This window comes from Pseudomonas sp. ATCC 13867 (assembly GCF_000349845.1).
Taxonomy (GTDB): Bacteria; Pseudomonadota; Gammaproteobacteria; order Pseudomonadales; family Pseudomonadaceae; genus Pseudomonas.
The window spans coordinates 3,659,160-3,680,803 of the sequence record NC_020829.1 but is presented as its reverse complement, the minus strand read 5'-3'; the positions used below and the strand labels follow the sequence as shown (position 1 = coordinate 3,680,803).

The window sequence follows — 21,644 nt, the reverse complement described above, 5'->3', positions numbered from 1 at the left end:
GAAACCGGCCATGACGCAACCCAGGACGATGCTGATCCTGCACGGCAAGCAGGCGGCCAACGACGCGGTGCGCGAGGCGGTGAAGAGCGTGCGGCGGATGGGGCGCGTACTCGATGTGCGGGTGACCTGGGAGGGCGGGGATGCCCGGCGCCTGGTCGAGGAGGCGCTGGCCGCCGGGTACACGACCCTGATTGCGGGCGGCGGCGACGGCACCGTGCGCGAGGTGGCCGAAGCGCTGGCCCAGTGCGGCGGCGAGGCCAGTCTGGCGGTCCTGCCGCTGGGTACCGCGAATGACTTCGCCCGTGCTGCCTGCGTGCCGCTGGAGCCCGAATCTGCCCTGGCGCTGCTGGAGGTGCCGCCGCGTCCTGTGGATATCGGCGAGATGGACGGCCATCTGTTCCTCAACATGGCCACCGGCGGCTTCGGTTCGAAGGTCACCGCCAACACCCCCGAGGACCTGAAGAAGCTGCTGGGCGGCGCGGCCTACCTGCTCACCGGGCTGACGCGCTTCTCCGAAGTGCATACCGCCTGTGGGCGCTTCCGTGGGCCGGACTTCCACTGGGAAGGCGAGTTTCTCGCCCTGGGCATCGGCAACGGCCGGCAGGCGGGCGGTGGGCATGTGCTGTGCCCGGAGGCTCGGGCGGATGACGGGCTGCTGGACGTCAGCATCCTGCCCGCCCCGCAGGACATGGTCGACGCCCTGGGCGCCCTGCTGGGCAGCGGGCTGGGCGGCCAGGAGCTGTTCGTCCGTGCGCGCGTGCCCTGGCTGGAGGTGGAGGCGGCCGAAGGTCTGGACGTGAACCTCGATGGCGAGCCGCTGGAAGGCCGGCACTTGCGCTTCGCGGTGAGGCCGGCGGCGTTGTCCATGCACCTGCCGACGGATTCTCCACTGCTGGCGAAGGTGCTGCCGGCCCGCTGATGCGACTGGTGGCGTGCGAGAGAGTCAGGCATGATGGCTCTGCGCCATTATCCTGGGCTGGGGTAATCGGCCGATAGCTTCCCGCATGATCCCTTTCGAACCAGGAGCAGGCATGGCCGGTATTCTCGACAGCGTCGACTCACGCACCCAACTGGTGGGACAGAACCGACTGGAGATCCTCGTCTTCCGCCTGGCGGGACGGCAGCCGTTCGCGATCAACGTGTTCAAGGTGCAGGAAGTCCTGCAGTTGCCCCGCCTGACCCTGATCCCGCAGCGCCACCCGATGATCTGCGGGGTGATCAACCTGCGTGGCCAGACCCTGCCGGTGATCGACCTGTCGCGAGCCATCGGCATGCGCGCGCTGGTGCCGGATGCCAGCAGCACCATCATCGTTACCGAGTACAACCGTTCGGTGCAGGCCTTCCTGGTCGGCGGGGTGGAACGCATCCTCAACCTCAACTGGGAAGCCGTGCAGCCTCCGCCCGGCGGCGCCGGCCGGCAGCACTACCTGACCGCGATCACCCGGGTGGAAGACCGCCTGGTGGAGATCATCGACGTGGAGAAGGTACTGGCCGAGATCGTGCCGATGAATACCCGGGTGTCCGCCGACCGCCTGGATGACGCGCTGCTGGAACAGACCCGTGGCCGCGAGGTGCTAGTGGTGGATGACTCCAGCGTGGCCATCGCCCAGTTGCGCGATACGCTGACCCAACTCGGCCTGCGCCTGCACGTGGCCACCGACGGCCTGCGCGCGCTGCAGCAGCTCAAGCGCTGGGCGGACGAGGGGCACGACATGGACGAGAAGCTGCTGATGGTCTTCACCGACGCCGAAATGCCGGAAATGGACGGCTACCGGCTGACCACCGAAATCCGCAACGACCCGCGCCTGCGCAGTCTCCATGTGGTGCTGCACACCTCGCTGTCGGGCAGCTTCAACGATGCGATGATGAAGAAAGTCGGCTGCGATGACTTCCTCTCCAAGTTCCAGCCCGACCAACTGGTGGAAGTGGTGCGCCGCCGCCTGCAGAAAGTCCTCGCCTGACACCGAGTCTTCCTTTGCAGGAGCGAGCTTGCTCGCGAACCGCCTGATGCCAATGCATCAGGCGAAAAGCCTTCGCGAGCAAGCTCGCTCCTACCGTTCGTTGCCATTGCTAGGCGCCCGCTCCACGCCGTATAAGGTCGCTTTCGCCCACGTGAAAGGACGTCCCGATGTACACCCTCAGCGAGCTCTACCGCTACCCGGTCAAATCCACCGCCAACGAGCCCCTGCAGTCGATTCGGCTGGACGCGCTGGGGTTGGAGGGGGACCGTCGCTGGATGGTGGTCGAGGCTGCCAATGGACGCTTCCTGACCCAGCGCCTGCTGCCGCAGATGGGCCGTATCGAGGCGCGCTGGCAGAATGGTTTCCAGGCCCTGCGCCTGCGCGCGCCAGGCATGGACGACCTGCTGGTGAACGTGCCGGGCCGCGATGACAACCTGCGTGGCGTGGTCATCTGGCGCGACATGCTGCAGGTGCCGGATGCCGGCGATGCCGCTGCCCAGTGGCTGAGCCGCTTCCTGGGCCGCGCTGTGCGTCTGGTGCAGATGCCCGAGCAGCGCGCGCGGCAGGTGGATACCGCCTATGCCGAGCCGGGCGAACAGGTGCACTTTGCCGATGGATTCCCGCTGCTGCTGATTGGCCAGGGTTCGCTGGACGATCTTTCCGCGAAGGTCGGCCGTCCGCTGGAAATGCTTCGCTTTCGTCCGAACCTGGTGGTGGCGGGCGCCGAGCCGTTCGCCGAGGACGGCTGGAAGCGCATCCGCGTCGGCGACGTCGTCTTCAAGGTGGCCAAGCCCTGCTCGCGCTGCATCCTCACCACCATCGACCCGCAGACCGGTGAGCGTGACCCGGAGCGCCAGCCGCTGGCGACGCTGCTGCAGTACCGCAACGTCAACGGCGAGGCGCTGTTCGGCCAGAACCTGATCGCCCTGAACAGCGGCGAGCTGCGCATGGGTATGGATGTGGAAGTCCTGGAGTAGCCCCGACATTGGGGCACTTGTAGGAGCGAGCTTGCTCGCGAACAGCTTGATGCGGGTACATCCGAGGAAGCGTTCGCGAGCAAGCTCGCTCCTACAGGTAGCATCAGGGGCACAACCGTTGGTACTCCGCCAGCGCTTTACAGCTTGGCTTCGACGCAACCGGTGCTCTGGCACTCGCGCTCCCGCTCGCGCAGCACGCCCAGGCGCTCCTGGGTCTTGTCCACCGCGCACTGCAGGTTGACGAAGTAGCCGCCGTCGCGCTCGTAGCTGCACTGGACGTCGCGGTCCTTGATCCAGGCAAGCTGGCTTTTCTTCAGCGTGGCCTTCTGGCCGTCGTTGAGCAGTTTGCGCAGGGTGCCGAATTCCTGGTTCAGCTCGCGGTCGACCTGGGCGTATTCGGTGCTCAGGCAGTACACGCTGTCGAAGGCGTTGCGCGGCTTCTCGCAGGCGGCCAGGGCCAGGTCGGCGCCGAGCAGGCCCGCCGCCAGGGCAGTAAGGGACAGTACGGTCTTGCGCATGGGAATTTCCTTTTCCGTGAGGGGATGGAAACCGCCCGGCGGGTGCCGGGCGGGGGAGTGGATCAGAGTTCGTCGAAGAAGCGTTCGTGCCAATCGACGATGGGCTGCGGCGCGTTGAGCTTCTGCCCGTAGATCACCGCGTACGACAGCACGTTCTGCACGTAGGAGCGGGTTTCGTCGAACGGGATGGTTTCCACCCAGACGTCGAAGGCCAGGTGACGCGCATCCTTCAGCCACTGGCGCACGCGGCCGGGGCCGGCGTTATAGGCGGCGGTGGCCAGTACGCGGTTGCCGTTGAACTGGGCATGCACCTGGCTGAGGTAGGCGGCGCCGAGCTGGATGTTCAGGTCCGGCACGATCAACTGCTGTGGCGAGGCCAGCGGGATGCCGAATTTCTTCGAGGTTTCCTTGGCGGTGGCCGGCATCAGTTGCATCAGGCCGGTGGCGCCGACGCCCGAGCGGGCATCGGACATGAAGGCGCTTTCCTGGCGGGTGATGGCGAACACCCAGCTCGAATGCAGGCCGCGATTGCGCGCCTCGCGTACCAGGGTGTTGCGGTGCGCCATAGGGAAGCGGATGTCCAGGTCGTCCCAGTACTTGGCCTGGCTGATCGCGCGGATCGCCGGGAAGTACCACTGCATGTCGTAGGCGATCTTCGCCTGGGCCAGCAGCTCGTCATGACTGAGCAGGCGGGCGGCGTGGTACCACTCGCGACGGGCGTTGATGATCTCGCCGCGGGCGTAGAACTCCAGGGCGCGGCGGGTGCTGGCGGCATTGCGCACGCGCTGCAGGGTGCGCGGATCCGGCGATACCGGGCGGTTGTTCAACTGGTAGGGGGCGTTGATCCGGTCGGCGGCGAGGAAACCGTAGAAGTCACGCTCGCGGGCGACTGGCTGGTACAGGCTGATCGCCTGCTTGCTTTGCGGTTCGGCCAGTTGCAGGGCACGGGCCTGCCAGTACTTCCAGCGGTTGGTTTCCGCCAGTTCCGGCGGCAGGGCGCGGGTCAGCTGGTAGGCGTCCTGCCAGCGGCCCAGGCGCAGCAGCAGGCGCAGGCGCCATTCGGTGACGGTGTTGTCGCGCAGTTGCGGGTCGTACTTCTCCATCAGCGGCAGGGCGCGCGGGTCGTAGCGGCGCGCCAGGCTCAGGCCGATTTCGCGGGCGATGGAGACTTTCTCGTCGCTGGAGAAGGGCAGCACCGATTCGTAGTAGTCGAGCAGGCCGATGGCTTTTTCCGGGTCCTGCCTGGCCAGGCGGCGCAGGCCCAGGCCGACTACGTCGGCGGTGGCGTGGTCGCGGGCGGTGAAACGGGTGGTCTGGCTGAGCTGCGCGGGGTTCTGCGCCACCTTGACCAGCAGCGCGCCCTGGCTGCCGAGGGTCGGCAGGCGCCTGGACAGGGTGGTGGCCAGGCCATAGTTGCGGGCCTCGGCGGCGAGCTTCAGGCGCTTCCAGACCTTTTCCTCGGTGAGCTGGCCGTCGGCCTGCCAGATCGAGAACAGGGTGTCGCAGGCGTCCGGCTGTGATTTACCCACCAGCCAGAGTTTTTCGGTGGTGGCGTAGCCCTCGGCCTTCTTGCCGTGGCCGAGCTGGTACTGGCCGTAGAGGCAGTCCAGCTCGGTGAAATTCATCTTCGGGTCGTAATAGTTGACGAAGGTGTTCCAGTCGCCGCGGTCGGCCAGTTGGCGCAGCCAGCGCAGTTTCAGCCAGTTGATCTGCGGCAGGTCGCCATGCTCGGTGATGAAACGCTCGATCTCGTCGTTGCTGGCGCTTTTCAGGCGGTTGGTCAGCTCGTCGTAGGCCAGGTAGGGTTCCAGCGGATAATCGGCGAGCGCCGACTGATAGCGGAAATAAGGGCCGCTGTCGTTGCGGGCGAGGGCTTTCTGTGCCTCGTCGTACATCTGGCGCTGTTGGGGCAGGGACGCTGCGTTGGCCGTCTGGACGGACAGGCTGAGGAGCAGGCATGAAAACAGTGTGAAAAGACGACCGCGCATGGCACTTCCGGAATGATGATCGGAGGGCGGGCGATGGCTCGCGCCGCTGCCGGTAGCTTAGCCGTTGCGGCAGGGCGGTGAAAGCGCCGCCCATAGCTGCTGCGGGGGAGTCGACGATTGAGCGCAACCCTCTGACTTTTCCGCGCTTTCCCGTAAACTGCGCGCCCTGCTTGTGGAGATGCCCCATGACCCTGCTGAAGTTCACCGATGTGTCCCTTGCCTTTGGCACCACGCCGCTGCTGGACAAGGTGTCCTGGCAGATCGCCCGAGGCGAGCGGGTCTGCGTCATCGGCCGCAACGGCACCGGCAAGTCGAGCATGCTCAAGCTGGTCAAGGGCGAGCAGAAGCCCGACGACGGCGATATCTGGCGCGCGCCGGCGCTGAAAATCGGCGAATTGCCCCAGGAGCTGCCGCGCGCCGACGACCGCACGGTCTATGACGTGGTCGCCGAAGGCCTGGCCGAAGTCGGCGAGCTGCTGGCGCGCTACCACCACCTGAGCCTGCATATCGAGAACGAGGACGACCTGACCAAGCTGGCCCGCGTCCAGCAGGAACTGGAAGCCCGCGACGGCTGGCGCCTCGGGCAACTGGTAGACACCACCCTGAGCCGCCTGCAACTGCCGGCCGACAAGACCCTCGCCGAACTCTCCGGTGGCTGGCGTCGCCGCGTGCTGCTGGCCCAGGCGCTGGTCGCCGAGCCGGACCTGCTGCTGCTGGACGAACCGACCAACCACCTGGACATCGGTGCCATCGCCTGGCTGGAAAACGCCCTGGCGGACTTCCCCGGCGCCGTGCTGTTCATCACCCACGACCGCGCCTTCCTGCAAGCCGTGGCGACCCGCATCCTGGAACTGGATCGCGGCCATCTGATTGACTGGAACGGCGACTACGCCAGCTTCCTGGTGCATAAAGAGCAGGAACTGGCGGCGGAAGAGGCGGCCAATGCGCTGTTCGACAAGCGTCTGGCCCAGGAAGAGGTCTGGATTCGCCAGGGCATCAAGGCTCGCCGTACCCGTAACGAAGGCCGGGTGCGCGCGCTGAAGGCGATGCGCAACGAGCGTGCCGAGCGCCGCGAGCGCCAGGGCAAGGCCAGCTTCCAGCTGGAGACGGCGGAGAAGTCCGGCAAGCAGGTGATCGTCGTCGAGAAGGCCGGCTTCGCCCATCCGGGCGGCCCGGCGCTGATCCGTGATTTCTCCCTGGTGCTGCAGCGCGGCGACCGTATCGGCCTGCTGGGTGCCAACGGCACCGGCAAGACCACCCTGCTCAAGCTGCTGCTGGGCGACCTGCAGCCGACCTCCGGCTCCATCAAGGAAGGCACCCGACTGGAAGTGGCCTATTTCGACCAGTTGCGTCACCAGCTGGAGCCGGAAAAGACCGTGATCGACAACATTTCCGAAGGTCGTGAGTTCATCACCATCAATGGCCAGAATCGGCATGTCCTCAGCTACCTGGGCGACTTCCTGTTCTCCCCGCAGCGCGCCCGCACGCCGGTGAAAGCGCTCTCCGGTGGCGAACGGGCACGCCTGTTGCTGGCGAAGCTGTTCAGCAAACCGGCCAACCTGCTGGTGCTGGACGAACCGACCAACGACCTGGACGTGGAAACCCTGGAACTGCTGGAAGAGGTGCTGCTGAGCTTCGATGGCACCGTGCTGATGGTCAGCCACGACCGGGCCTTCCTCGACAACGTGGTCACCAGCACCCTGGTGTTCGAAGGCGAAGGGCGTGTGCGCGAGTTCGTCGGCGGCTACCAGGATTGGCTGCGCCAGGGTGGTTCGCCCAAGTTGCTCGGCGTGGGCGAGGAGAAGGGCGACAAGCCTGCCGCCGAACCGGCTCCCGCTCCGGCGGTTGCCGTAAGTGCGCCGGTGGACGCGGCGCCGAAGAAGAAGCTCAGTTACAAGCTGCAGCGTGAGCTGGAGGCCATCCCCGGGCAGATCGACGCCCTGGAGGCGGAACTGGCCGCGTTGCAGGAAGAAACCGCGTCGTCGGACTTCTACCAGCGTCCGCAGAGCGAAACCCAGGTTGCCCTGGAGCGCCTGACTTCCCTGCAGGAGGAGCTGGACCGGTTGATCGAGCGCTGGGCCGAACTGGAGGAGTGATCCGTTCGGTCCGGTGACGTACCCGTGCGTGTCGCTGATCAAAGACTGTTAGGGATGGCCGAATGGCAATCGAATACCGCATCACCCTGGATGATGAGCACGCGTTCAGCTACCGCATCGAACTGGACCGGGGTTACGACCCGGAAGCCGCCGCCCGGGCGCCACGCTGGACACGCCTGGACTACAACCAGTGCAGCAATTGTCCGCTGAGTGCGCAGCAGTGCAGCCACTGCCCGGCCGCGGTGGACCTGCATCGGGTGATCGAGGATTTTCGCGGTCTGCCGGCCTTCAAGAAGGCCTCGGTGCAGGTGAGTACGCCGGAGCGCGAGTACATCAAGCTCACCGGCCTGGAAGAAGGCTTGCGTGCGCTGCTCGGGGTGATCATGGCCACCAGCGCCTGCCCGTTGCTGGGCAAGCTCAAGCCGATGGCGCAGCAGCACCTGCCGTTCGCCAGCAACCAGGAATTCATCCTGCGCGCGGTGTCGTTGTACCTGATGCGGCAATACTTCAACTTCCGCGAGGGGCGGCATGCGGACTGGGAACTGAAGGGGCTGGTGAAGCAGTTCCAGCAACTGCAACTGGTGAATCAGGCGTTCTGGCAGCGCATCCATGAAACCTGCGAGAGCGATTCGAACCTGAAGGCGTTCCTCAGCTTCTTCTCTATGGCGTCGAGCATGAGCTATTCGCTGGAAGCGCAACTGCAGAAGGTACGCCCGCTGCTGATGAGCGGCGATATGCTCTGAGGCGGAAGGCGGCGGGCCCAGCGGGCCCGCCGTATCGATCAGCTGGTTTTCTGCAGGCGGACGGCGAGGACGTCGCAGGGGGCGCCGTGCAGCACATCATTGGCGGTAGAGCCCAGCAGCAGGGCGAGGCCGTGGCGACCGTGGCTGCCGACGATGATCAGGTCGCAACCCTGTTCGTCGGCGAGCCGGTGGATTTCCTGGCGAGGCTGGCCGTAGACCAGATGGCACTGGGAACTGGTGATTTCCGAGTAGGTGAGGGTGAACTGGTGCAGGCGCTCCTTGGCCTGGTCGAACTGCTGCTGTTGCAGCATCGACAGGTCCATCGGCACGTCACCGCCGAAGGCCATCGCCATGGGTTCGACGACATGCACCGCCGAGAGCCGGGCGTCGTTGGCCTTGGCCAGCGCGACGGCTCGCTTCATCACCGGATCGCATTCTTCGGTAAGGTCGACGGCGACCAGAATGTGTTGGTAGAGCATGAGCGTCTCCTCCGGGGGACTTGTTAGTATCAGTATGGCCCGACTGGCCATGTTTGACCGGTATACCCGATATGACCGTTTGGATGGTGATCCTGCTCATTGCGTTGGTGCTCAGCCCGCTGACCTGGCTGATTCCTTCGCGAGGCCAGCGTGGGCAGATGGACCAACGCCTGCAGGCGCGGCGCCTGGGCCTGGCCATGCAGATCGCGCGCCAGGAATGGCCGCACTGGATGGAGCGGCAGCCGCCGCGCCAGTGCGCGCAGTACCACCGTGCCCGTGGGAAAAGTCGCGATGTCTGGTGCTACTGGCAGAGCGCGCCGGGTGTCTGGCTGGATCGCTGGCGCGAGGCGAGCGCCGAGGGCGAGCTGGCCGAGGCCCTGGCCAGCCTGCCGAAGGATGTCTACATGGTCGAGGCGACGCCCCAGTTCCTGGCGTTGTACTGGGGCGAGCGGGGCGGCAGCCGCGATCTGCAACGGGTCGCCGATTTCCTCAAGCAGCATGCCTGAAACGATCAGCTCTGCTGCGCGGCGTAGAGGCTGGAGGCGGTTTCCAGGTCTTCGATGATGCGGTCGGAGTACTTGTTGATCAGGAAGGGCACGCTGTTCTGGTTGTAGTTCTGCAGCGATTTCTCGATGTAGTGCCACTTGATCGCCACCGAACGCAGTGTCTTGCCGATCTCCGGCGTGGTCTGCGGTGCCTGCTGCAGCTTCACCAGGTTGATCGCGAAGCGATTGGCCAGGTCATCCAGCGGGCGCTCCTCGCCGCCACCGAAGAAGCTCGCGCCGACCGAGGCGTTGCGCGAGGCGTAGTCCACGGCGATGTCCTGCATCAGCAGGCTCTGCTCACGGGTCTGCTGGGTCAGCGGCGGGACCTTGCTGCCGCTTTCATCCTGGATACTGGCGTAGAGCTGGTCGGCGGTCTCCAGCAGCTTGCGGTTCTGCGTGGCGAGGTCGGCCACCGGCTGCAGGTCGGTATAGCCGCTCTTGTCCAGTGCGCCGGTCAGTGTCTGCAACTGGGCCGTATAGCCTTTCCACTGATCCTGCAGTTGCGCTCTCAGCTTCGTGGATTGGTTGCCGGGCATGGTGCCCAGCTTGCCCAGTGCCTCGCCGGCATTCTGTGACGAAGCCTCGACCAGCCTGGCGTACTTCTGGTCGCCTTCCATCGCGTTGAACATGAAGAAGTCACCGAGGCTGCGCTGGGCGGCCAGGCGCATCTGGTGGAGACTGAGCAGGTCGCTGGCGGCATCGGCCGCGGCGAAGAGGGGGAGGGTGGTGAGCGCGAGCGCAGACAACAGACGCACAAGCGAACGGCTTGTCATCGTTCCATCTCCTTGGAGCCAGGGGCTTCTTGTTGTTGTGTTCCACAGGTTCCAGGCGGTCCGGCCGGCGGCAGTGTCCTTCCATCCGGCGGTTGCGGGCGGATCGCCATTAGCGTCGGACTCTAACGTGCGGTCTGGCGTTTGAACAGTTGTCTACCGGTTTCCGGCACACAGGTGCCAGCTGGAAATTGTCACGATAGGCGTGGTGAATAGGGGCGGGTTAGCCTGCTGAATGCTCCGGCCCAGACGTTCCGGCCGCTTTGCGACTGTTGCGTCTCGCCGATTGACAAGCAACGGCTTTTCCTAGAAGGTGGGCGCACCCAAATCAAACGGGCGTATGAATCGAGCGTTTGCCCTGTGCGAATGCTCGGACAAAGCGCCCCGGCTATCGCGTCGGCGGGTGTGCCGCCAGCTTTGGGACTATCCTCGGCGACTGCCGGGCCGTCCCGATACGTGGCGTCCGACGTGTGATTTCAAGCTTCCCTAGCGTGGAGATCAGTTGATGATTTACCAAGGTAAAGCCATCACGGTTAAGGCTCTTGAGAGCGGCATCGTCGAACTGAATTTCGACCTCAAGGGCGAGTCCGTCAACAAGTTCAACCGACTCACCCTGAATGAACTGCGCCAAGCAGTCGATACCATCAAGGCCGATGCGTCCGTCAAGGGCGTGATCGTGACCAGCGGCAAGGGCGTGTTCATCGTCGGCGCCGATATCACCGAGTTCGTCGACAACTTCAAGCTGTCCGACGAAGAGCTGCTGGCCGGCAACCTCGAAGCCAACAAGATCTTCAGCGACTTCGAAGACCTGAACGTTCCCACCGTGGCCGCGATCAACGGCATCGCCCTGGGCGGCGGTCTGGAAATGTGCCTGGCTGCCGACTTCCGTGTCATGAGCGCCACCGCCAAGATCGGCCTGCCGGAAGTGAAGCTGGGCATCTACCCGGGCTTCGGCGGCACCGTGCGCCTGCCGCGCGTCATCGGTTGCGACAACGCCGTCGAGTGGATCGCCTCGGGCAAGGAAAACCGCGCTGAAGACGCGCTGAAAGTCGGCGCCGTCGATGCCGTCGTGGCGCCGGAGCAACTGCAAGCCGCCGCCCTGGACCTGGTCAAGCGCGCCATCGCCGGCGAGCTGGATCACAAGGCCCGCCGTCAGCCGAAGCTGGAAAAGCTCAAGCTGAATGCCATCGAGCAGATGATGGCCTTCGAAACCGCCAAGGGCTTCGTCGCAGGCCAGGCCGGCCCGAACTACCCGGCTCCGGTCGAAGCGATCAAGTCGATCCAGAAAGCCGCCAACTTCGGTCGTGACAAGGCGCTGGAAATCGAAGCCCAGGGCTTCGTCAAGCTGGCCAAGACCTCGGTTGCGCAGAGCCTGATCGGCCTGTTCCTGAACGACCAGGACCTGAAGAAGAAGGCCAAGCAGTACGACGAGATCGCCAAGGACGTGAAACTGGCCGCCGTACTGGGCGCCGGCATCATGGGTGGCGGCATCGCCTACCAGTCCGCTTCCAAGGGCACTCCGATCCTGATGAAGGATATCCGCGAAGAGGGTATCCAGATGGGTCTGAACGAAGCCTCGAAGCTGCTGGGCAAGCGCGTCGAAAAAGGCCGCATGACCCCGGCCAAGATGGCCGAGGCCCTGAACGCCATTCGCCCGACCATGTCCTACGGCGACTTCGGCAACGTCGACATCGTCGTCGAAGCCGTGGTCGAGAATCCGAAGGTCAAGCAGATCGTACTGGCCGAAGTTGAAGGCGTGGTGAAGGAAGATGCGGTCCTCGCGTCGAACACCTCCACCATCTCCATCAACCTGCTGGCCAAGGCGCTCAAGCGTCCGCAGAACTTCGTCGGCATGCACTTCTTCAACCCGGTGCACATGATGCCGCTGGTCGAAGTGATCCGTGGCGAGAAGTCCAGCGACGTCGCCGTCGCCACCACCGTGGCCTACGCCAAGAAGATGGGCAAGAACCCCATCGTGGTGAATGACTGCCCCGGCTTCCTGGTCAACCGCGTGCTGTTCCCGTACTTCGGCGGCTTCTCCAAGCTGCTGGGCTTCGGCGTGGACTTCGTGCGCATCGACAAGATCATGGAGAAGTTCGGCTGGCCCATGGGCCCGGCCTACCTGTCCGACGTGGTCGGCATCGACACCGGCCACCACGGCCGCGACGTGATGGCTGAAGGCTTCCCGGACCGCATGGCCGTAGAAGGCAAGACCGCCGTCGACGTGATGTACGACGCCAACCGCCTGGGCCAGAAGAACGGCAAGGGCTTCTACGCCTACGAGACCGACAAGCGCGGCAAGCCGAAGAAAGTCACCGATCCGCAGGCTTATGAGCTGCTGAAGTCCATCGTCACCGAGCAGCGCGAGCTGACCGACGAGGACATCATCAACTACATGATGATCCCGCTGTGCCTGGAAACCGTGCGCTGCCTGGAAGACGGCATCGTCGAGACCGCTGCCGAGGCCGACATGGGCCTGATCTACGGCATCGGCTTCCCTCCCTTCCGTGGCGGTGCCCTGCGTTACATCGACTCCATCGGTGTGGCCGAATTCGTCGCCCTGGCCGACCAGTACGCCGACCTGGGTGCGCTGTACCACCCGACCGCGAAGCTGCGTGAAATGGCCAAGAACGGCCAGAAGTTCTTCGGTTGAGTGCGCAACGAATAGAGCGAGAGTGAATTTATGAGCCTGAATCCGAGAGACGCCGTCATTGTCGACTTCGGCCGCACCCCGATGGGCCGTTCGAAGGGTGGCATGCACCGCAACACCCGCGCGGAGACCATGTCCGCGCACCTGATCAGCAGCGTGCTTGCGCGCAACCCGAAGATCGACCCGGCGGAAGTCGAGGACGTGATCTGGGGCTGTGTGAACCAGACCCTGGAGCAGGGCTGGAACATCGCGCGCATGGCGTCGCTGATGACCCAGATCCCGCACACCAGCGCCGGCCAGACCGTCAGCCGCCTGTGCGGCTCGTCCATGAGCGCCCTGCACACTGCCGTGCAGGCGATCCAGACCGGCAACGGTGACGTCTTCGTCATCGGCGGTGTGGAGCACATGGGGCACGTCGGCATGATGCACGGCGTCGATCCGAACCCGCACCTGTCGCTGTACGCCGCCAAGGCATCGGGCATGATGGGCCTGACCGCCGAAATGCTGGGCAAGATGCACGGCATCACCCGCGAGGCGCAGGACAAGTTCGGCGTGCGTTCGCACCAGCTGGCCTGGAAAGCGACCCAGGAAGGCAAGTTCAAAGACGAAATCATCCCGATGGAAGGCTACGACGAGAACGGCTTCCTGAAGGTCTTCGACTTCGACGAAACCATCCGTCCGGAAACCACCCTGGAAAGCCTGGCGGCCCTGAAACCGGCCTTCAACCCGAAGGGTGGCACCGTGACTGCCGGTACTTCCTCGCAGATCACCGACGGTGCCTCCTGCATGATCGTCATGAGCGCCCAGCGCGCCCAGGACCTGGGCGTGCAGCCGATGGCCGTGGTTCGCGCCATGGCCGTGGCGGGCGTTGATCCGGCGATCATGGGCTACGGTCCGGTTCCGTCGACCAACAAGGCGCTCAAGCGCGCCGGCCTGACCATCAACGACATCGACTTCTTCGAGCTCAACGAAGCCTTCGCCGCACAGGCCCTGCCGGTGCTGAAGGACCTCAAGGTGCTCGACAAGATGGAAGAGAAGGTCAACCTGCACGGCGGTGCCATCGCCCTGGGTCATCCGTTCGGCTGCTCCGGTGCGCGTATCTCCGGCACCCTGCTGAACGTGATGAAGCAGAACGGCGGTACCCTGGGCGTGTCCACCATGTGCGTGGGCCTCGGCCAGGGCATCACCACCGTCTTCGAACGCGTCTAAGCTGTCGGAGATGGACGAGCCGGGGCCTTGTGCCCCGGCTTTCGTTTTTCGGTAGGGATTGCCCGGAGCGAGGGCAACATGGACAATCGCGGCCTTTTTTCTGTCAGCCGCAAGAGGACGACCCATGCAACTGCAGACCGGACTGTATCGACACTACAAGGGGCAGCAGTACCGTGTGCTCGGCGTGGCACGACATTCCGAAACCGAAGAGACGCTGGTGATCTACCAGGCGCTGTACGGTGAGTTCGGCCTCTGGGTGCGTCCGCTGAGCATGTTCACCGAGGCCGTGGAAGTGAACGGCGAGCGGGTTCCGCGCTTCGCGCTGGTCACTGTGGAAAACGATCCGCTGGGGCTTCAGAGTGACCCGTCCGGCGAAAGCCACGCTTGACCTTGGCGCGACCGCCACTATATATAGCGGTGCCGCTCCTAGCTCCTCCCTCCTTATAAATTCATCTTTTCGACGCAGGAATCTTCCGATCCATGGGTAAATCGCTGGTCATCGTGGAATCACCGGCCAAGGCCAAGACCATCAACAAGTACCTGGGCAACCAGTACGTGGTGAAGTCGAGCATCGGCCACATCCGCGACCTGCCCACCAGTGGCTCGTCCGCGTCGAAGGAGCCTGCGGCGAAAGCGCGCAAGGCTGCTTCCGAAGCGCCGGCCCTGTCGCCCAAGGAAAAGGCCAAGCGCCAGCTCGTCACCCGTATGGGCGTCGACCCGGAGCACGGCTGGAAGGCCAAGTACGAGATCCTGCCCGGCAAGGAAAAGGTGATCGAGGAACTGCGCCGTCTGGCCAAGGATGCCGACACCATCTATCTCGCAACCGACTTGGACCGCGAAGGGGAGGCCATCGCCTGGCACCTGCGCGAGGCCATCGGCGGCGACGACTCGCGCTACAAGCGCGTGGTCTTCAACGAAATCACCAAGAAGGCCATCCAGGAGGCCTTCTCCCAGCCCGGCGAGCTGGACATCAATCGCGTGAATGCCCAGCAGGCGCGCCGCTTCCTCGACCGCGTGGTGGGCTACATGGTCTCGCCGCTGCTGTGGGCGAAGATCGCCCGCGGCCTTTCAGCTGGCCGCGTGCAGTCGGTGGCGGTGAAGCTGGTGGTCGAGCGTGAGCGCGAGATCCGCGCCTTCGTTCCGGAAGAATACTGGGAAGTGCATGCCGATCTGGGCACGCCGAAGAGCGACAAGGTTCGCTTCGAAGTGGTGCGCGAGAAGGGCGAAGCCTTCAAGCCGCTGAATGAGGCCCAGGCAATGGCCGCCCTGGAGAAGCTCAAGGCGTCCAGCTACAGCGTCTCCAAGCGCGAGGACAAGCCCACTTCCAGCAAGCCCTCGGCGCCGTTCATCACCTCCACCCTGCAGCAGGCCGCGAGCAACCGCCTGGGCTTCGGGGTGAAGAAGACCATGATGATGGCCCAGCGTCTCTACGAGGCGGGCTACATCACCTATATGCGTACCGACTCGACCAACCTGTCGGCCGATGCCATCGACATGGTGCGCGGCTTCATCGACAGCGAGTTCGGCAAGAAATACCTGCCGGCCAAGCCGAACTTCTACTCCAGCAAGGAAGGCGCCCAGGAAGCGCACGAAGCGATTCGTCCGTCCGACGTCAACCTGCGTCCGACCCAACTGTCGGGCATGGAGCGCGACGCCGAGCGCCTGTATGACCTGATCTGGCGCCAGTTCGTGGCCTGCCAGATGCCGCCGGCCGAATACCTGTCGACCACCGTCAGCGTTGCCGCCGGTGACTTCGAGCTGCGCGCCAAGGGCCGCATCCTCAAGTTCGACGGCTACACCAAGGTGCTGCCGCAGCAGGGTAAGCCGGGCGATGACGACGTCCTGCCGGAGATGAACCAGGGCGAAGCCATGAAGCTGCTCAAGCTCGACCCGAGCCAGCACTTCACCAAGCCACCGGCGCGCTTCTCCGAAGCCAGCCTGGTCAAGGAGCTGGAAAAGCGTGGCATCGGTCGTCCGTCCACCTACGCGGCGATCATCTCCACCATTCAGGAACGCGGCTACGTCACCACCCACAACCGCCGCTTCTACGCGGAAAAAATGGGCGACATCGTCACCGACCGCCTCAACGAGAGCTTCTCCAACCTGATGGACTACGGCTTCACCGCCGGCATGGAAGAGCACCTCGATGACGTGGCCCAGGGCGAGCGCGACTGGAAACACCTGCTGGACGAGTTCTACGGCGATTTCCGCAAGAAGCTCGACCTGGCCGAAGCCGCCAACGACGGCATGCGCGCCAACCAGCCGACCCTGACTGACATCCCCTGCCGCGAGTGCGGTCGGCCGATGATGATCCGTACCGCCTCCACCGGTGTGTTCCTTGGCTGCTCGGGCTACAGTCTGCCGCCGAAAGAGCGTTGCAAGGCGACGGTCAACCTGATTCCGGGCGATGAAATCGCCGCGGATGACGAAGGCGAATCCGAGTCCCGCGTACTGCGCGGCAAGCACCGCTGCCCGATCTGCAGCACCGCGATGGATGCCTACCTGGTCGACGAGAAGCACAAGCTGCACATCTGTGGCAACAACCCGGACTGCGCCGGCTACGAGATCGAGGAAGGCCAGTACCGCATCAAGGGCTACGAAGGTCCGAGCCTGGAGTGCGACAAGTGCGGCAGCGAGATGCAGCTCAAGACCGGCCGCTTCGGCAAGTTCTTCGGTTGCACCAACCCGACCTGCAAGAACACCCGCAAGCTGCTGAAAAATGGCGAGCCCGCCCCGCCGAAGATGGACGCCATCCGCATGCCGGAACTCAAGTGCGACAAGGTGGACGACATCTACGTACTGCGTGACGGCGCTTCCGGCCTGTTCCTGGCCGCCAGCCAGTTCCCGAAAAACCGCGAGACCCGCGCTCCGCTGGTTGCCGAGCTGGTACCGCACAAGGACGAGCTGGATCCGAAATACCACTTCCTGCTCGCAGCTCCGGCGAAAGACCCGGATGGCCGCCCGGCGGTAATCCGCTTCAGCCGCAAGACCAAGGAGCAGTACGTGCAGTCCGAGGTCGAAGGCAAGCCTACCGGCTGGCGCGCGTTCTACGACGGCGGCAAGTGGAAGGTCGAAGACAAGCGCTGATGGAAGGCGCGCCCCGCTGAGGCGGGGCGTGCTTATACTGCCGAAGTCGACTGCAGAGGGCCCGGTCATGGCGCACGAACTCTATACCCGTACCAACCAGAAGCTGTTCTTTGCCGGCCTTGCCCTGGAAGCCTGGCGCAGCGCCGAAGCGGCGCGTGCGATGAATGCCCAGGCGCGCATCCAGGCCGAGCGCGAAGCGGCGCTGTTCCATCTCTACGGAGCGGTGCTGGGCGTGGCCCATGAGATCGCTGGGTACTACCGCCTGCCCCAGGCGGGTGCGCCGCGCGTCGATATGCTGCTGAATGCCGAGGTGCTGACCGCGGCTCCAAGTCCGGAGCTGGCGGAAATGGTCGAGCTGGCGCAGGCCCCGGAAGCCTGGCTGAGCCGCCTGCTGGCCGCCTACGCTGCACTGTTCCAACCACCGAGTGAGCCGAAGAAGGCCAAGGTCGATCCGACCCAGCCGTTGATCCAGGCGGTGAACATCGATGAAGAAGCGCCGGTCGAGCTGGGCCACGAAGAGCTCGAGGCCTGGCGCAAGTCCCTGAAAGAGCTGGTGCTGCGCTTTCGCGCGTCGCTGACCGAACTCTGATACATGCTCTGATACGCACGGGTACGACCAGTCGGTCGGTCGGCGGAACGTTGGGCTAGGGTGTAGCGAATGTGACTGTTACACTACGCGTTCTGCTGTGGAGAACCCTTGCTATGCCAACCTCGTTTCTGGAAATCGTAGAGCTGCCTGACGGGCGTATCGTGCTGCGTCGCGCAGATGATGAGGAGGCATTGGTGACCCTGGAATTTTCCGCCGATGCCAAGGGCTTCCTGCAGGGGCAGCACATCGAGATCGCCAAGGCGATGTTCAATGTCGGCGTGCAGATGGCGGGGCGCCTTGCCGAAGGCAGTGACGCCGGCATGGACGAAGGTCCGCGCGTCCTGCACTAAGGTTCGTTCTGGCTTCGCGGCGGTCGCGGCGAAGCCTTCCCCTCATCCCAGGCGAATGTTCAGGCTCTGTGCCTGGCCGGCGATAGCGGCGCGGGATAACTGCGCGCGCGCCTTGGCATTGAGATTCAGCCAGCTCACCACGGTATGACTGTTGCCCAGGCGCAGTGCCTCGCAGGCCAGGGCTTGTGCGGCCGCCTGGTCGCGCGCCGGCAGCAGCAGGATGCGTTCGCGGTTCAGGCCGGCCTTGCGCAGCCAGTCCGGGGTCAGGCTGGAGGGTGGGGCGATCAGGGTCAGCCAGCGCGAATCGCTTTCCTCGCTCAGCTCGCGGAGCATCGGCGCCAGCAGCGTCAGGCATTGGCCGGGGAGGCCGCGCAGGGCGATCTCGCTGAAAGCGCTTTCGTCATCGGCGGGTTGTTCTTCCATCAGCTCCGGAAGCAGGGGAGCAGTACCGCTCGCCCAGAGTGCTTCCTGGAACAGCGGGAGTTGCGGCAGGTTCAGCGGCTGCGGGTACTGCATGGGTATCTCCTGTTCAGCGGCGGATTACGCCGACGCTCAAGCCTTCGATGATCAGTTCCTGTTCCTTGAGATCGACCTCGATGGGGGCGAACTCAGGGTTCTCGGCGATCAGCCAGACCTTGCTGCCTTCGCGCTTGAAGCGCTTCACCGTTACCTCTTCACCCAGGCGGGCGACCACGATTTGGCCGTTGCGCGCCTCGCGGGTAACGTGCACGGCGAGCAGGTCGCCGTCGAGGATGCCGACATCCTTCATGCTCTGCCCGCGCACGCGCAGCAGGTAGTCGGCCGGCGGGTTGAAGAAGGTGGGGTTGATGCGGCAGGTGTCGTCGACGTTCTGCTCGGCGAGTATCGGCGCGCCGGCGGCAACGCGACCGATGATCGGCAATTCGTCGTCATTGGCGGCGGCTTTGGGTTCGAAACCGGGAATGCGGATGCCGCGGGAGGCGCCCGGGGTCATTTCGATGGCGCCCTTGCGGGCGAGGGCCTTCAGGTGTTCCTCGGCGGCGTTGGGGGATTTGAAGCCGAGTTCCTGGGCGATTTCCGCGCGGGTGGGCGGGTAGCCGTTGTCTTCCAGGCAGCGTTTGATGAAGGCGAGGATCTCGGCTTGGCGCGGCGTCAGCTTCAGCATGTCCATACTCTGGCTTTTTATACAGTGCCTGGAATTATATACAGTGATGACGGGCTGGCAATGCCTATTTTCGCGCGGCTGTCGGCTCCACCCCCGTGGATGTAACCTGTGCCTGTTGGCAAGCGTCTTGCTGAGATTCAGTCATCTCGTCGTATTGCCTATAATTTTGTTAACAATCGATCGCACTTCGCTTGACAATACAAGAGGCTGAAACGTATGTTTCAAACAAGTGTTTGTCAGGCGGAATAGTCATGGCCCAGTCGGAAACCGTCGAACGCATCCTGGATGCTGCGGAACAGTTGTTCGCGGAGAAAGGCTTCGCTGAGACTTCTTTGCGTCTTATCACCAGCAAGGCGGGGGTTAACCTTGCGGCGGTGAACTATCACTTCGGCTCGAAGAAGGCGCTGATCCAGGCGGTCTTCTCGCGCTTCCTCGGGCCGTTCTGTTCCAGCCTCGAGAAGGAGCTGGATCGTCGCCAGGCCAAGCCCGATGCGCCACGAGCCACTCTGGAAGAGCTGCTCGAGCTGTTGGTCGTCCAGGCGATGGCGGTGAAGCCGCGCAGCGGCAACGATCTGTCCATCTTCATGCGTCTGCTGGGCCTTGCTTTCAGCCAGAGCCAGGGGCACCTGCGCAAGTACCTTGAAGAAGTCTACGGCAGGGTGTTCCGCCGCTACATGCTGTTGGTGAACGAAGCCGCGCCGCGCCTGCCGCCGTTGGAACTGTTCTGGCGCGTGCACTTCATGCTCGGCGCCGCGGCGTTCAGCATGTCCGGCATCAAGGCGTTGCGGGCGATGGCCGAGAACGACTTCGGCGTGAGTACGTCCATCGAGCAGGTGATGCGCCTGATGGTTCCGTTCCTTGCCGCCGGCATGCGTGCCGACAGCGGCATCAGCGATCCGTCGCTGGCCGGTGCCCAGCTCAAGCCGCGTGCCAAGGCCCCCGCCAAGGCCTGAGCCGAGCTGGGCGGTACAGTCGTGATCGGCTAAAGTAGCCGGCCATGACTGACCTCGATTTCCTCCATATTTCCCTGTCCGACCAGATGCTCTACGGCTTTGCCGGCGAGCACCTGTGCTTGCGCCTGGCGATTTCCAGCGCGGCCAACGGCGCTGGCGAGTCGAGTGGTTCCGGCTGCACGCCGCGTGGCCTGCATCAGGTTCGTGCGCGCATCGGCGAAGGTCTGCCCAAGGGGGCGGTGCTCAAGGGGCGGCGCTGGACGGGCGAGGTCTGGACCCGGGCGCTGCACGATGAGTGCCCCGGCCGCGACTGGATTCTCACACGCATCCTCTGGCTCAGCGGCTGCGAGCCGGGGCGCAATCGAATGGGGGAGGTGGATACCTTCCGCCGCTACATATACCTGCACGGCACGCCGGACTGCGAACCCATGAGTGTGCCGCTGTCCCACGGCTGTATCCGCCTGCGCAATGACGACCTGCTGGAACTCTTTCCCCGAGTGCCCCTCCATTGCCGGGTCCGTATCGAAGAGGCCGCCTGCCCCGACTGGCAGGCGCCACAACTGAACTGAAAGGAATGCACATGCAAGGCTCCCTGATGCTCGACATCGGCGGCACCTGGCTGACCGCCGAGGACCGCCAGATCCTGCGCCACCCGGAAGTGGGCGGCCTGATCATCTTCGCCCGCAACATCGAGTCGCCGCGCCAGGTGCGCGAGCTCTGCGCAGCCATCCGCGCGGTGCGCCCGGATCTGCTGCTGGCAGTGGATCAGGAAGGCGGTCGGGTGCAGCGTCTGCGCCAGGGCTTCCTGCGCCTGCCGGCGATGCGCGCCATTGCCGACAACGCCAATGCCGAGCGCCTGGCCGAACAGTGCGGCTGGCTGATGGCGACCGAAGTGCTGGCGGTGGGGCTGGACCTCAGTTTCGCTCCGGTGCTGGACCTGGATCACCAGCGCAGCGCGGTGGTCGGCAGCCGCGCCTTCGAGGGCAGCCCCGAGCGCGCGGTCGCGCTGGCCGGCGCCTTCATCCGAGGCATGCACGCTGCCGGTATGGCGGCCACCGGCAAGCACTTCCCCGGCCACGGCTGGGCGGAGGTCGACTCCCATGTGGGAATCCCGGAGGACGAGCGCAGCCTGGAAGAGATCCGCGCCTGTGACCTGGTCCCGTTCCAGCGCCTGTCGGGCGAGCTGGATGCGCTGATGCCGGCCCATGTGATCTACCCGCGGGTCGACCCGAATCCCGCCGGCTTCTCCCGGCGCTGGCTGCAGGACATCCTGCGCGGCGAGCTGGGCTTCGACGGAGTGATCTTCAGCGACGACCTGTCTATGGCCGGCGCCCATGTGGTGGGCGATGCCGCCAATCGCATCGAGGCCGCGCTGAACGCCGGTTGCGACATGGGCCTGGTGTGTAATGATCGCGCCTCCGCCGAGTTGGCCCTGAGCGCGTTGCAGCGCCTGAAGGTCACTGCGCCGGCGCGCCTGCAACGCATGCGCGCCAGGGCCTGGCCGGGTGCCGAGTACAAGCAGCTGCCGCGCTGGCAGCAGGCCGTGGGCGAACTGCGCGCCGCACAACTGATCGACTAAAGGATT

At 64.7% G+C, this 21,644-nt stretch carries 21 protein-coding genes; 15 read left to right on the top strand and 6 right to left on the bottom strand.

Features of this window, described 5'->3' with window-relative positions; all coding sequences use genetic code 11:
- Window positions 1-10 precede the first annotated feature (10 nt).
- The 3 genes from yegS to H681_RS16310 all read left to right on the top strand — a co-directional run bounded on the left by yegS (window position 11) and on the right by H681_RS16310 (window position 2,938).
- Window positions 11-919, top strand: a complete 909-nt coding sequence (gene yegS, locus H681_RS16320; protein ID WP_015477983.1) for a lipid kinase YegS — start codon at window positions 11-13, stop codon at window positions 917-919.
- A 112-nt stretch (window positions 920-1,031) separates the two neighbouring features.
- On the top strand, window positions 1,032-1,961 hold the full coding sequence (locus H681_RS16315) for a chemotaxis protein CheV (RefSeq protein ID WP_015477982.1): 930 nt from the start codon (window positions 1,032-1,034) through the stop codon (window positions 1,959-1,961).
- A 167-nt stretch (window positions 1,962-2,128) separates the two neighbouring features.
- Window positions 2,129-2,938, top strand: coding sequence for an MOSC domain-containing protein (locus H681_RS16310; RefSeq protein ID WP_015477981.1), 810 nt, complete (start codon window positions 2,129-2,131; stop codon window positions 2,936-2,938).
- A 137-nt stretch (window positions 2,939-3,075) separates the two neighbouring features.
- Here H681_RS16310 and H681_RS16305 read toward each other — a convergent pair whose 3' ends face one another.
- Together H681_RS16305 and H681_RS16300 are read right to left on the bottom strand one after the other, a co-directional pair.
- Window positions 3,076-3,456: a lysozyme inhibitor LprI family protein gene (locus H681_RS16305; protein ID WP_015477980.1), complete on the bottom strand. Its 381-nt coding sequence runs from the start codon at window positions 3,454-3,456 to the stop codon at window positions 3,076-3,078.
- Window positions 3,457-3,518: 62 nt separating this feature from the next.
- Window positions 3,519-5,444 carry a transglycosylase SLT domain-containing protein gene (locus tag H681_RS16300; protein ID WP_015477979.1) on the bottom strand — a complete coding sequence of 642 codons (1,926 nt, stop codon included), beginning with the start codon at window positions 5,442-5,444 and terminating at the stop codon, window positions 3,519-3,521.
- Window positions 5,445-5,629: 185 nt separating this feature from the next.
- Between H681_RS16300 and H681_RS16295 the strand changes: the two genes are divergently transcribed.
- Window positions 5,630-7,540: an ATP-binding cassette domain-containing protein gene (locus tag H681_RS16295; RefSeq protein ID WP_015477978.1), complete on the top strand. Its 1,911-nt coding sequence runs from the start codon at window positions 5,630-5,632 to the stop codon at window positions 7,538-7,540.
- A 62-nt stretch (window positions 7,541-7,602) separates the two neighbouring features.
- Window positions 7,603-8,283, top strand: a complete 681-nt coding sequence (locus tag H681_RS16290; RefSeq protein ID WP_015477977.1) for a DUF6901 family protein — start codon at window positions 7,603-7,605, stop codon at window positions 8,281-8,283.
- Between the two features lie 38 nt (window positions 8,284-8,321).
- On the opposite strand, the gene H681_RS16285 is transcribed toward H681_RS16290, so the two are convergent.
- Entirely contained in the window at window positions 8,322-8,762 is a 441-nt protein-coding gene (locus tag H681_RS16285; protein ID WP_015477976.1) for a universal stress protein, read from the bottom strand.
- A gap of 71 nt (window positions 8,763-8,833) precedes the next feature.
- Between H681_RS16285 and H681_RS16280 the strand changes: the two genes are divergently transcribed.
- On the top strand, window positions 8,834-9,268 hold the full coding sequence (locus H681_RS16280; protein WP_015477975.1) for a hypothetical protein: 435 nt from the start codon (window positions 8,834-8,836) through the stop codon (window positions 9,266-9,268).
- Window positions 9,269-9,273: 5 nt separating this feature from the next.
- Here H681_RS16280 and H681_RS16275 read toward each other — a convergent pair whose 3' ends face one another.
- On the bottom strand, window positions 9,274-10,080 hold the full coding sequence (locus tag H681_RS16275) for a hypothetical protein (protein WP_015477974.1): 807 nt from the start codon (window positions 10,078-10,080) through the stop codon (window positions 9,274-9,276).
- A 502-nt stretch (window positions 10,081-10,582) separates the two neighbouring features.
- Here H681_RS16275 and fadB point away from each other — a divergent pair.
- The 6 genes from fadB to H681_RS16245 all read left to right on the top strand — a co-directional run bounded on the left by fadB (window position 10,583) and on the right by H681_RS16245 (window position 17,962).
- The gene (fadB, locus tag H681_RS16270; protein WP_015477973.1) at window positions 10,583-12,730 is read left to right on the top strand and encodes a fatty acid oxidation complex subunit alpha FadB; all 2,148 of its coding nucleotides are present in this window, start codon (window positions 10,583-10,585) and stop codon (window positions 12,728-12,730) included.
- Between the two features lie 30 nt (window positions 12,731-12,760).
- A complete protein-coding gene (fadA, locus tag H681_RS16265; RefSeq protein WP_015477972.1) occupies window positions 12,761-13,936 on the top strand; it encodes an acetyl-CoA C-acyltransferase FadA in 1,176 nt (391 codons plus the stop codon).
- Between the two features lie 124 nt (window positions 13,937-14,060).
- Window positions 14,061-14,324, top strand: a complete 264-nt coding sequence (locus H681_RS16260) for a DUF1653 domain-containing protein (protein WP_015477971.1) — start codon at window positions 14,061-14,063, stop codon at window positions 14,322-14,324.
- Window positions 14,325-14,416: 92 nt separating this feature from the next.
- The gene (gene topA, locus H681_RS16255; RefSeq protein ID WP_015477970.1) at window positions 14,417-17,023 is read left to right on the top strand and encodes a type I DNA topoisomerase; all 2,607 of its coding nucleotides are present in this window, start codon (window positions 14,417-14,419) and stop codon (window positions 17,021-17,023) included.
- 67 nt (window positions 17,024-17,090) lie between these two features.
- Window positions 17,091-17,612: a DUF6586 family protein gene (locus H681_RS16250; protein ID WP_015477969.1), complete on the top strand. Its 522-nt coding sequence runs from the start codon at window positions 17,091-17,093 to the stop codon at window positions 17,610-17,612.
- Window positions 17,613-17,725: 113 nt separating this feature from the next.
- Window positions 17,726-17,962 carry a hypothetical protein gene (locus tag H681_RS16245; RefSeq protein WP_015477968.1) on the top strand — a complete coding sequence of 79 codons (237 nt, stop codon included), beginning with the start codon at window positions 17,726-17,728 and terminating at the stop codon, window positions 17,960-17,962.
- Between the two features lie 42 nt (window positions 17,963-18,004).
- On the opposite strand, the gene sulA is transcribed toward H681_RS16245, so the two are convergent.
- Both sulA and lexA read right to left on the bottom strand, forming a co-directional pair.
- On the bottom strand, window positions 18,005-18,478 hold the full coding sequence (sulA, locus tag H681_RS16240) for an SOS-induced cell division inhibitor SulA (protein WP_015477967.1): 474 nt from the start codon (window positions 18,476-18,478) through the stop codon (window positions 18,005-18,007).
- Between the two features lie 13 nt (window positions 18,479-18,491).
- The gene (lexA, locus tag H681_RS16235) at window positions 18,492-19,106 is read right to left on the bottom strand and encodes a transcriptional repressor LexA (protein WP_015477966.1); all 615 of its coding nucleotides are present in this window, start codon (window positions 19,104-19,106) and stop codon (window positions 18,492-18,494) included.
- A 251-nt stretch (window positions 19,107-19,357) separates the two neighbouring features.
- On the opposite strand from lexA, the gene H681_RS16230 reads away from it, so the two are divergent.
- Genes H681_RS16230 through nagZ form a run of 3 tightly spaced genes read left to right on the top strand, consistent with a single transcriptional unit; the run spans window position 19,358 to window position 21,638 of the window.
- On the top strand, window positions 19,358-20,059 hold the full coding sequence (locus H681_RS16230) for a TetR/AcrR family transcriptional regulator (RefSeq protein WP_015477965.1): 702 nt from the start codon (window positions 19,358-19,360) through the stop codon (window positions 20,057-20,059).
- 44 nt (window positions 20,060-20,103) lie between these two features.
- The gene (locus tag H681_RS16225) at window positions 20,104-20,628 is read left to right on the top strand and encodes a L,D-transpeptidase (protein ID WP_015477964.1); all 525 of its coding nucleotides are present in this window, start codon (window positions 20,104-20,106) and stop codon (window positions 20,626-20,628) included.
- A gap of 11 nt (window positions 20,629-20,639) precedes the next feature.
- Entirely contained in the window at window positions 20,640-21,638 is a 999-nt protein-coding gene (gene nagZ, locus H681_RS16220; RefSeq protein WP_015477963.1) for a beta-N-acetylhexosaminidase, read from the top strand.
- The last annotated feature ends 6 nt before the right edge of the window (window positions 21,639-21,644 follow it).

Bases quoted from the DNA above. Each gene is read 5' to 3' on its own strand.
- lexA (WP_015477966.1), bottom strand. From the start codon at position 19,106: ATGCTGAAGCTGACGCCGCGCCAAGCCGAGATCCTCGCCTTCATCAAA.
- fadA (WP_015477972.1), top strand. From the start codon at position 12,761: ATGAGCCTGAATCCGAGAGACGCCGTCATTGTCGACTTCGGCCGCACC.
- fadB (WP_015477973.1), top strand. From the start codon at position 10,583: ATGATTTACCAAGGTAAAGCCATCACGGTTAAGGCTCTTGAGAGCGGC.
- H681_RS16295 (WP_015477978.1), top strand. From the start codon at position 5,630: ATGACCCTGCTGAAGTTCACCGATGTGTCCCTTGCCTTTGGCACCACG.
- H681_RS16260 (WP_015477971.1), top strand. From the start codon at position 14,061: ATGCAACTGCAGACCGGACTGTATCGACACTACAAGGGGCAGCAGTAC.
- H681_RS16310 (WP_015477981.1), top strand. From the start codon at position 2,129: ATGTACACCCTCAGCGAGCTCTACCGCTACCCGGTCAAATCCACCGCC.
- H681_RS16245 (WP_015477968.1), top strand. From the start codon at position 17,726: ATGCCAACCTCGTTTCTGGAAATCGTAGAGCTGCCTGACGGGCGTATC.
- topA (WP_015477970.1), top strand. From the start codon at position 14,417: ATGGGTAAATCGCTGGTCATCGTGGAATCACCGGCCAAGGCCAAGACC.
- H681_RS16285 (WP_015477976.1), bottom strand. From the start codon at position 8,762: ATGCTCTACCAACACATTCTGGTCGCCGTCGACCTTACCGAAGAATGC.
- H681_RS16230 (WP_015477965.1), top strand. From the start codon at position 19,358: ATGGCCCAGTCGGAAACCGTCGAACGCATCCTGGATGCTGCGGAACAG.
- H681_RS16250 (WP_015477969.1), top strand. From the start codon at position 17,091: ATGGCGCACGAACTCTATACCCGTACCAACCAGAAGCTGTTCTTTGCC.
- H681_RS16225 (WP_015477964.1), top strand. From the start codon at position 20,104: ATGACTGACCTCGATTTCCTCCATATTTCCCTGTCCGACCAGATGCTC.
- H681_RS16315 (WP_015477982.1), top strand. From the start codon at position 1,032: ATGGCCGGTATTCTCGACAGCGTCGACTCACGCACCCAACTGGTGGGA.
- H681_RS16275 (WP_015477974.1), bottom strand. From the start codon at position 10,080: ATGACAAGCCGTTCGCTTGTGCGTCTGTTGTCTGCGCTCGCGCTCACC.
- sulA (WP_015477967.1), bottom strand. From the start codon at position 18,478: ATGCAGTACCCGCAGCCGCTGAACCTGCCGCAACTCCCGCTGTTCCAG.
- H681_RS16290 (WP_015477977.1), top strand. From the start codon at position 7,603: ATGGCAATCGAATACCGCATCACCCTGGATGATGAGCACGCGTTCAGC.
- H681_RS16300 (WP_015477979.1), bottom strand. From the start codon at position 5,444: ATGCGCGGTCGTCTTTTCACACTGTTTTCATGCCTGCTCCTCAGCCTG.
- yegS (WP_015477983.1), top strand. From the start codon at position 11: ATGACGCAACCCAGGACGATGCTGATCCTGCACGGCAAGCAGGCGGCC.
- H681_RS16280 (WP_015477975.1), top strand. From the start codon at position 8,834: ATGACCGTTTGGATGGTGATCCTGCTCATTGCGTTGGTGCTCAGCCCG.
- H681_RS16305 (WP_015477980.1), bottom strand. From the start codon at position 3,456: ATGCGCAAGACCGTACTGTCCCTTACTGCCCTGGCGGCGGGCCTGCTC.
- nagZ (WP_015477963.1), top strand. From the start codon at position 20,640: ATGCAAGGCTCCCTGATGCTCGACATCGGCGGCACCTGGCTGACCGCC.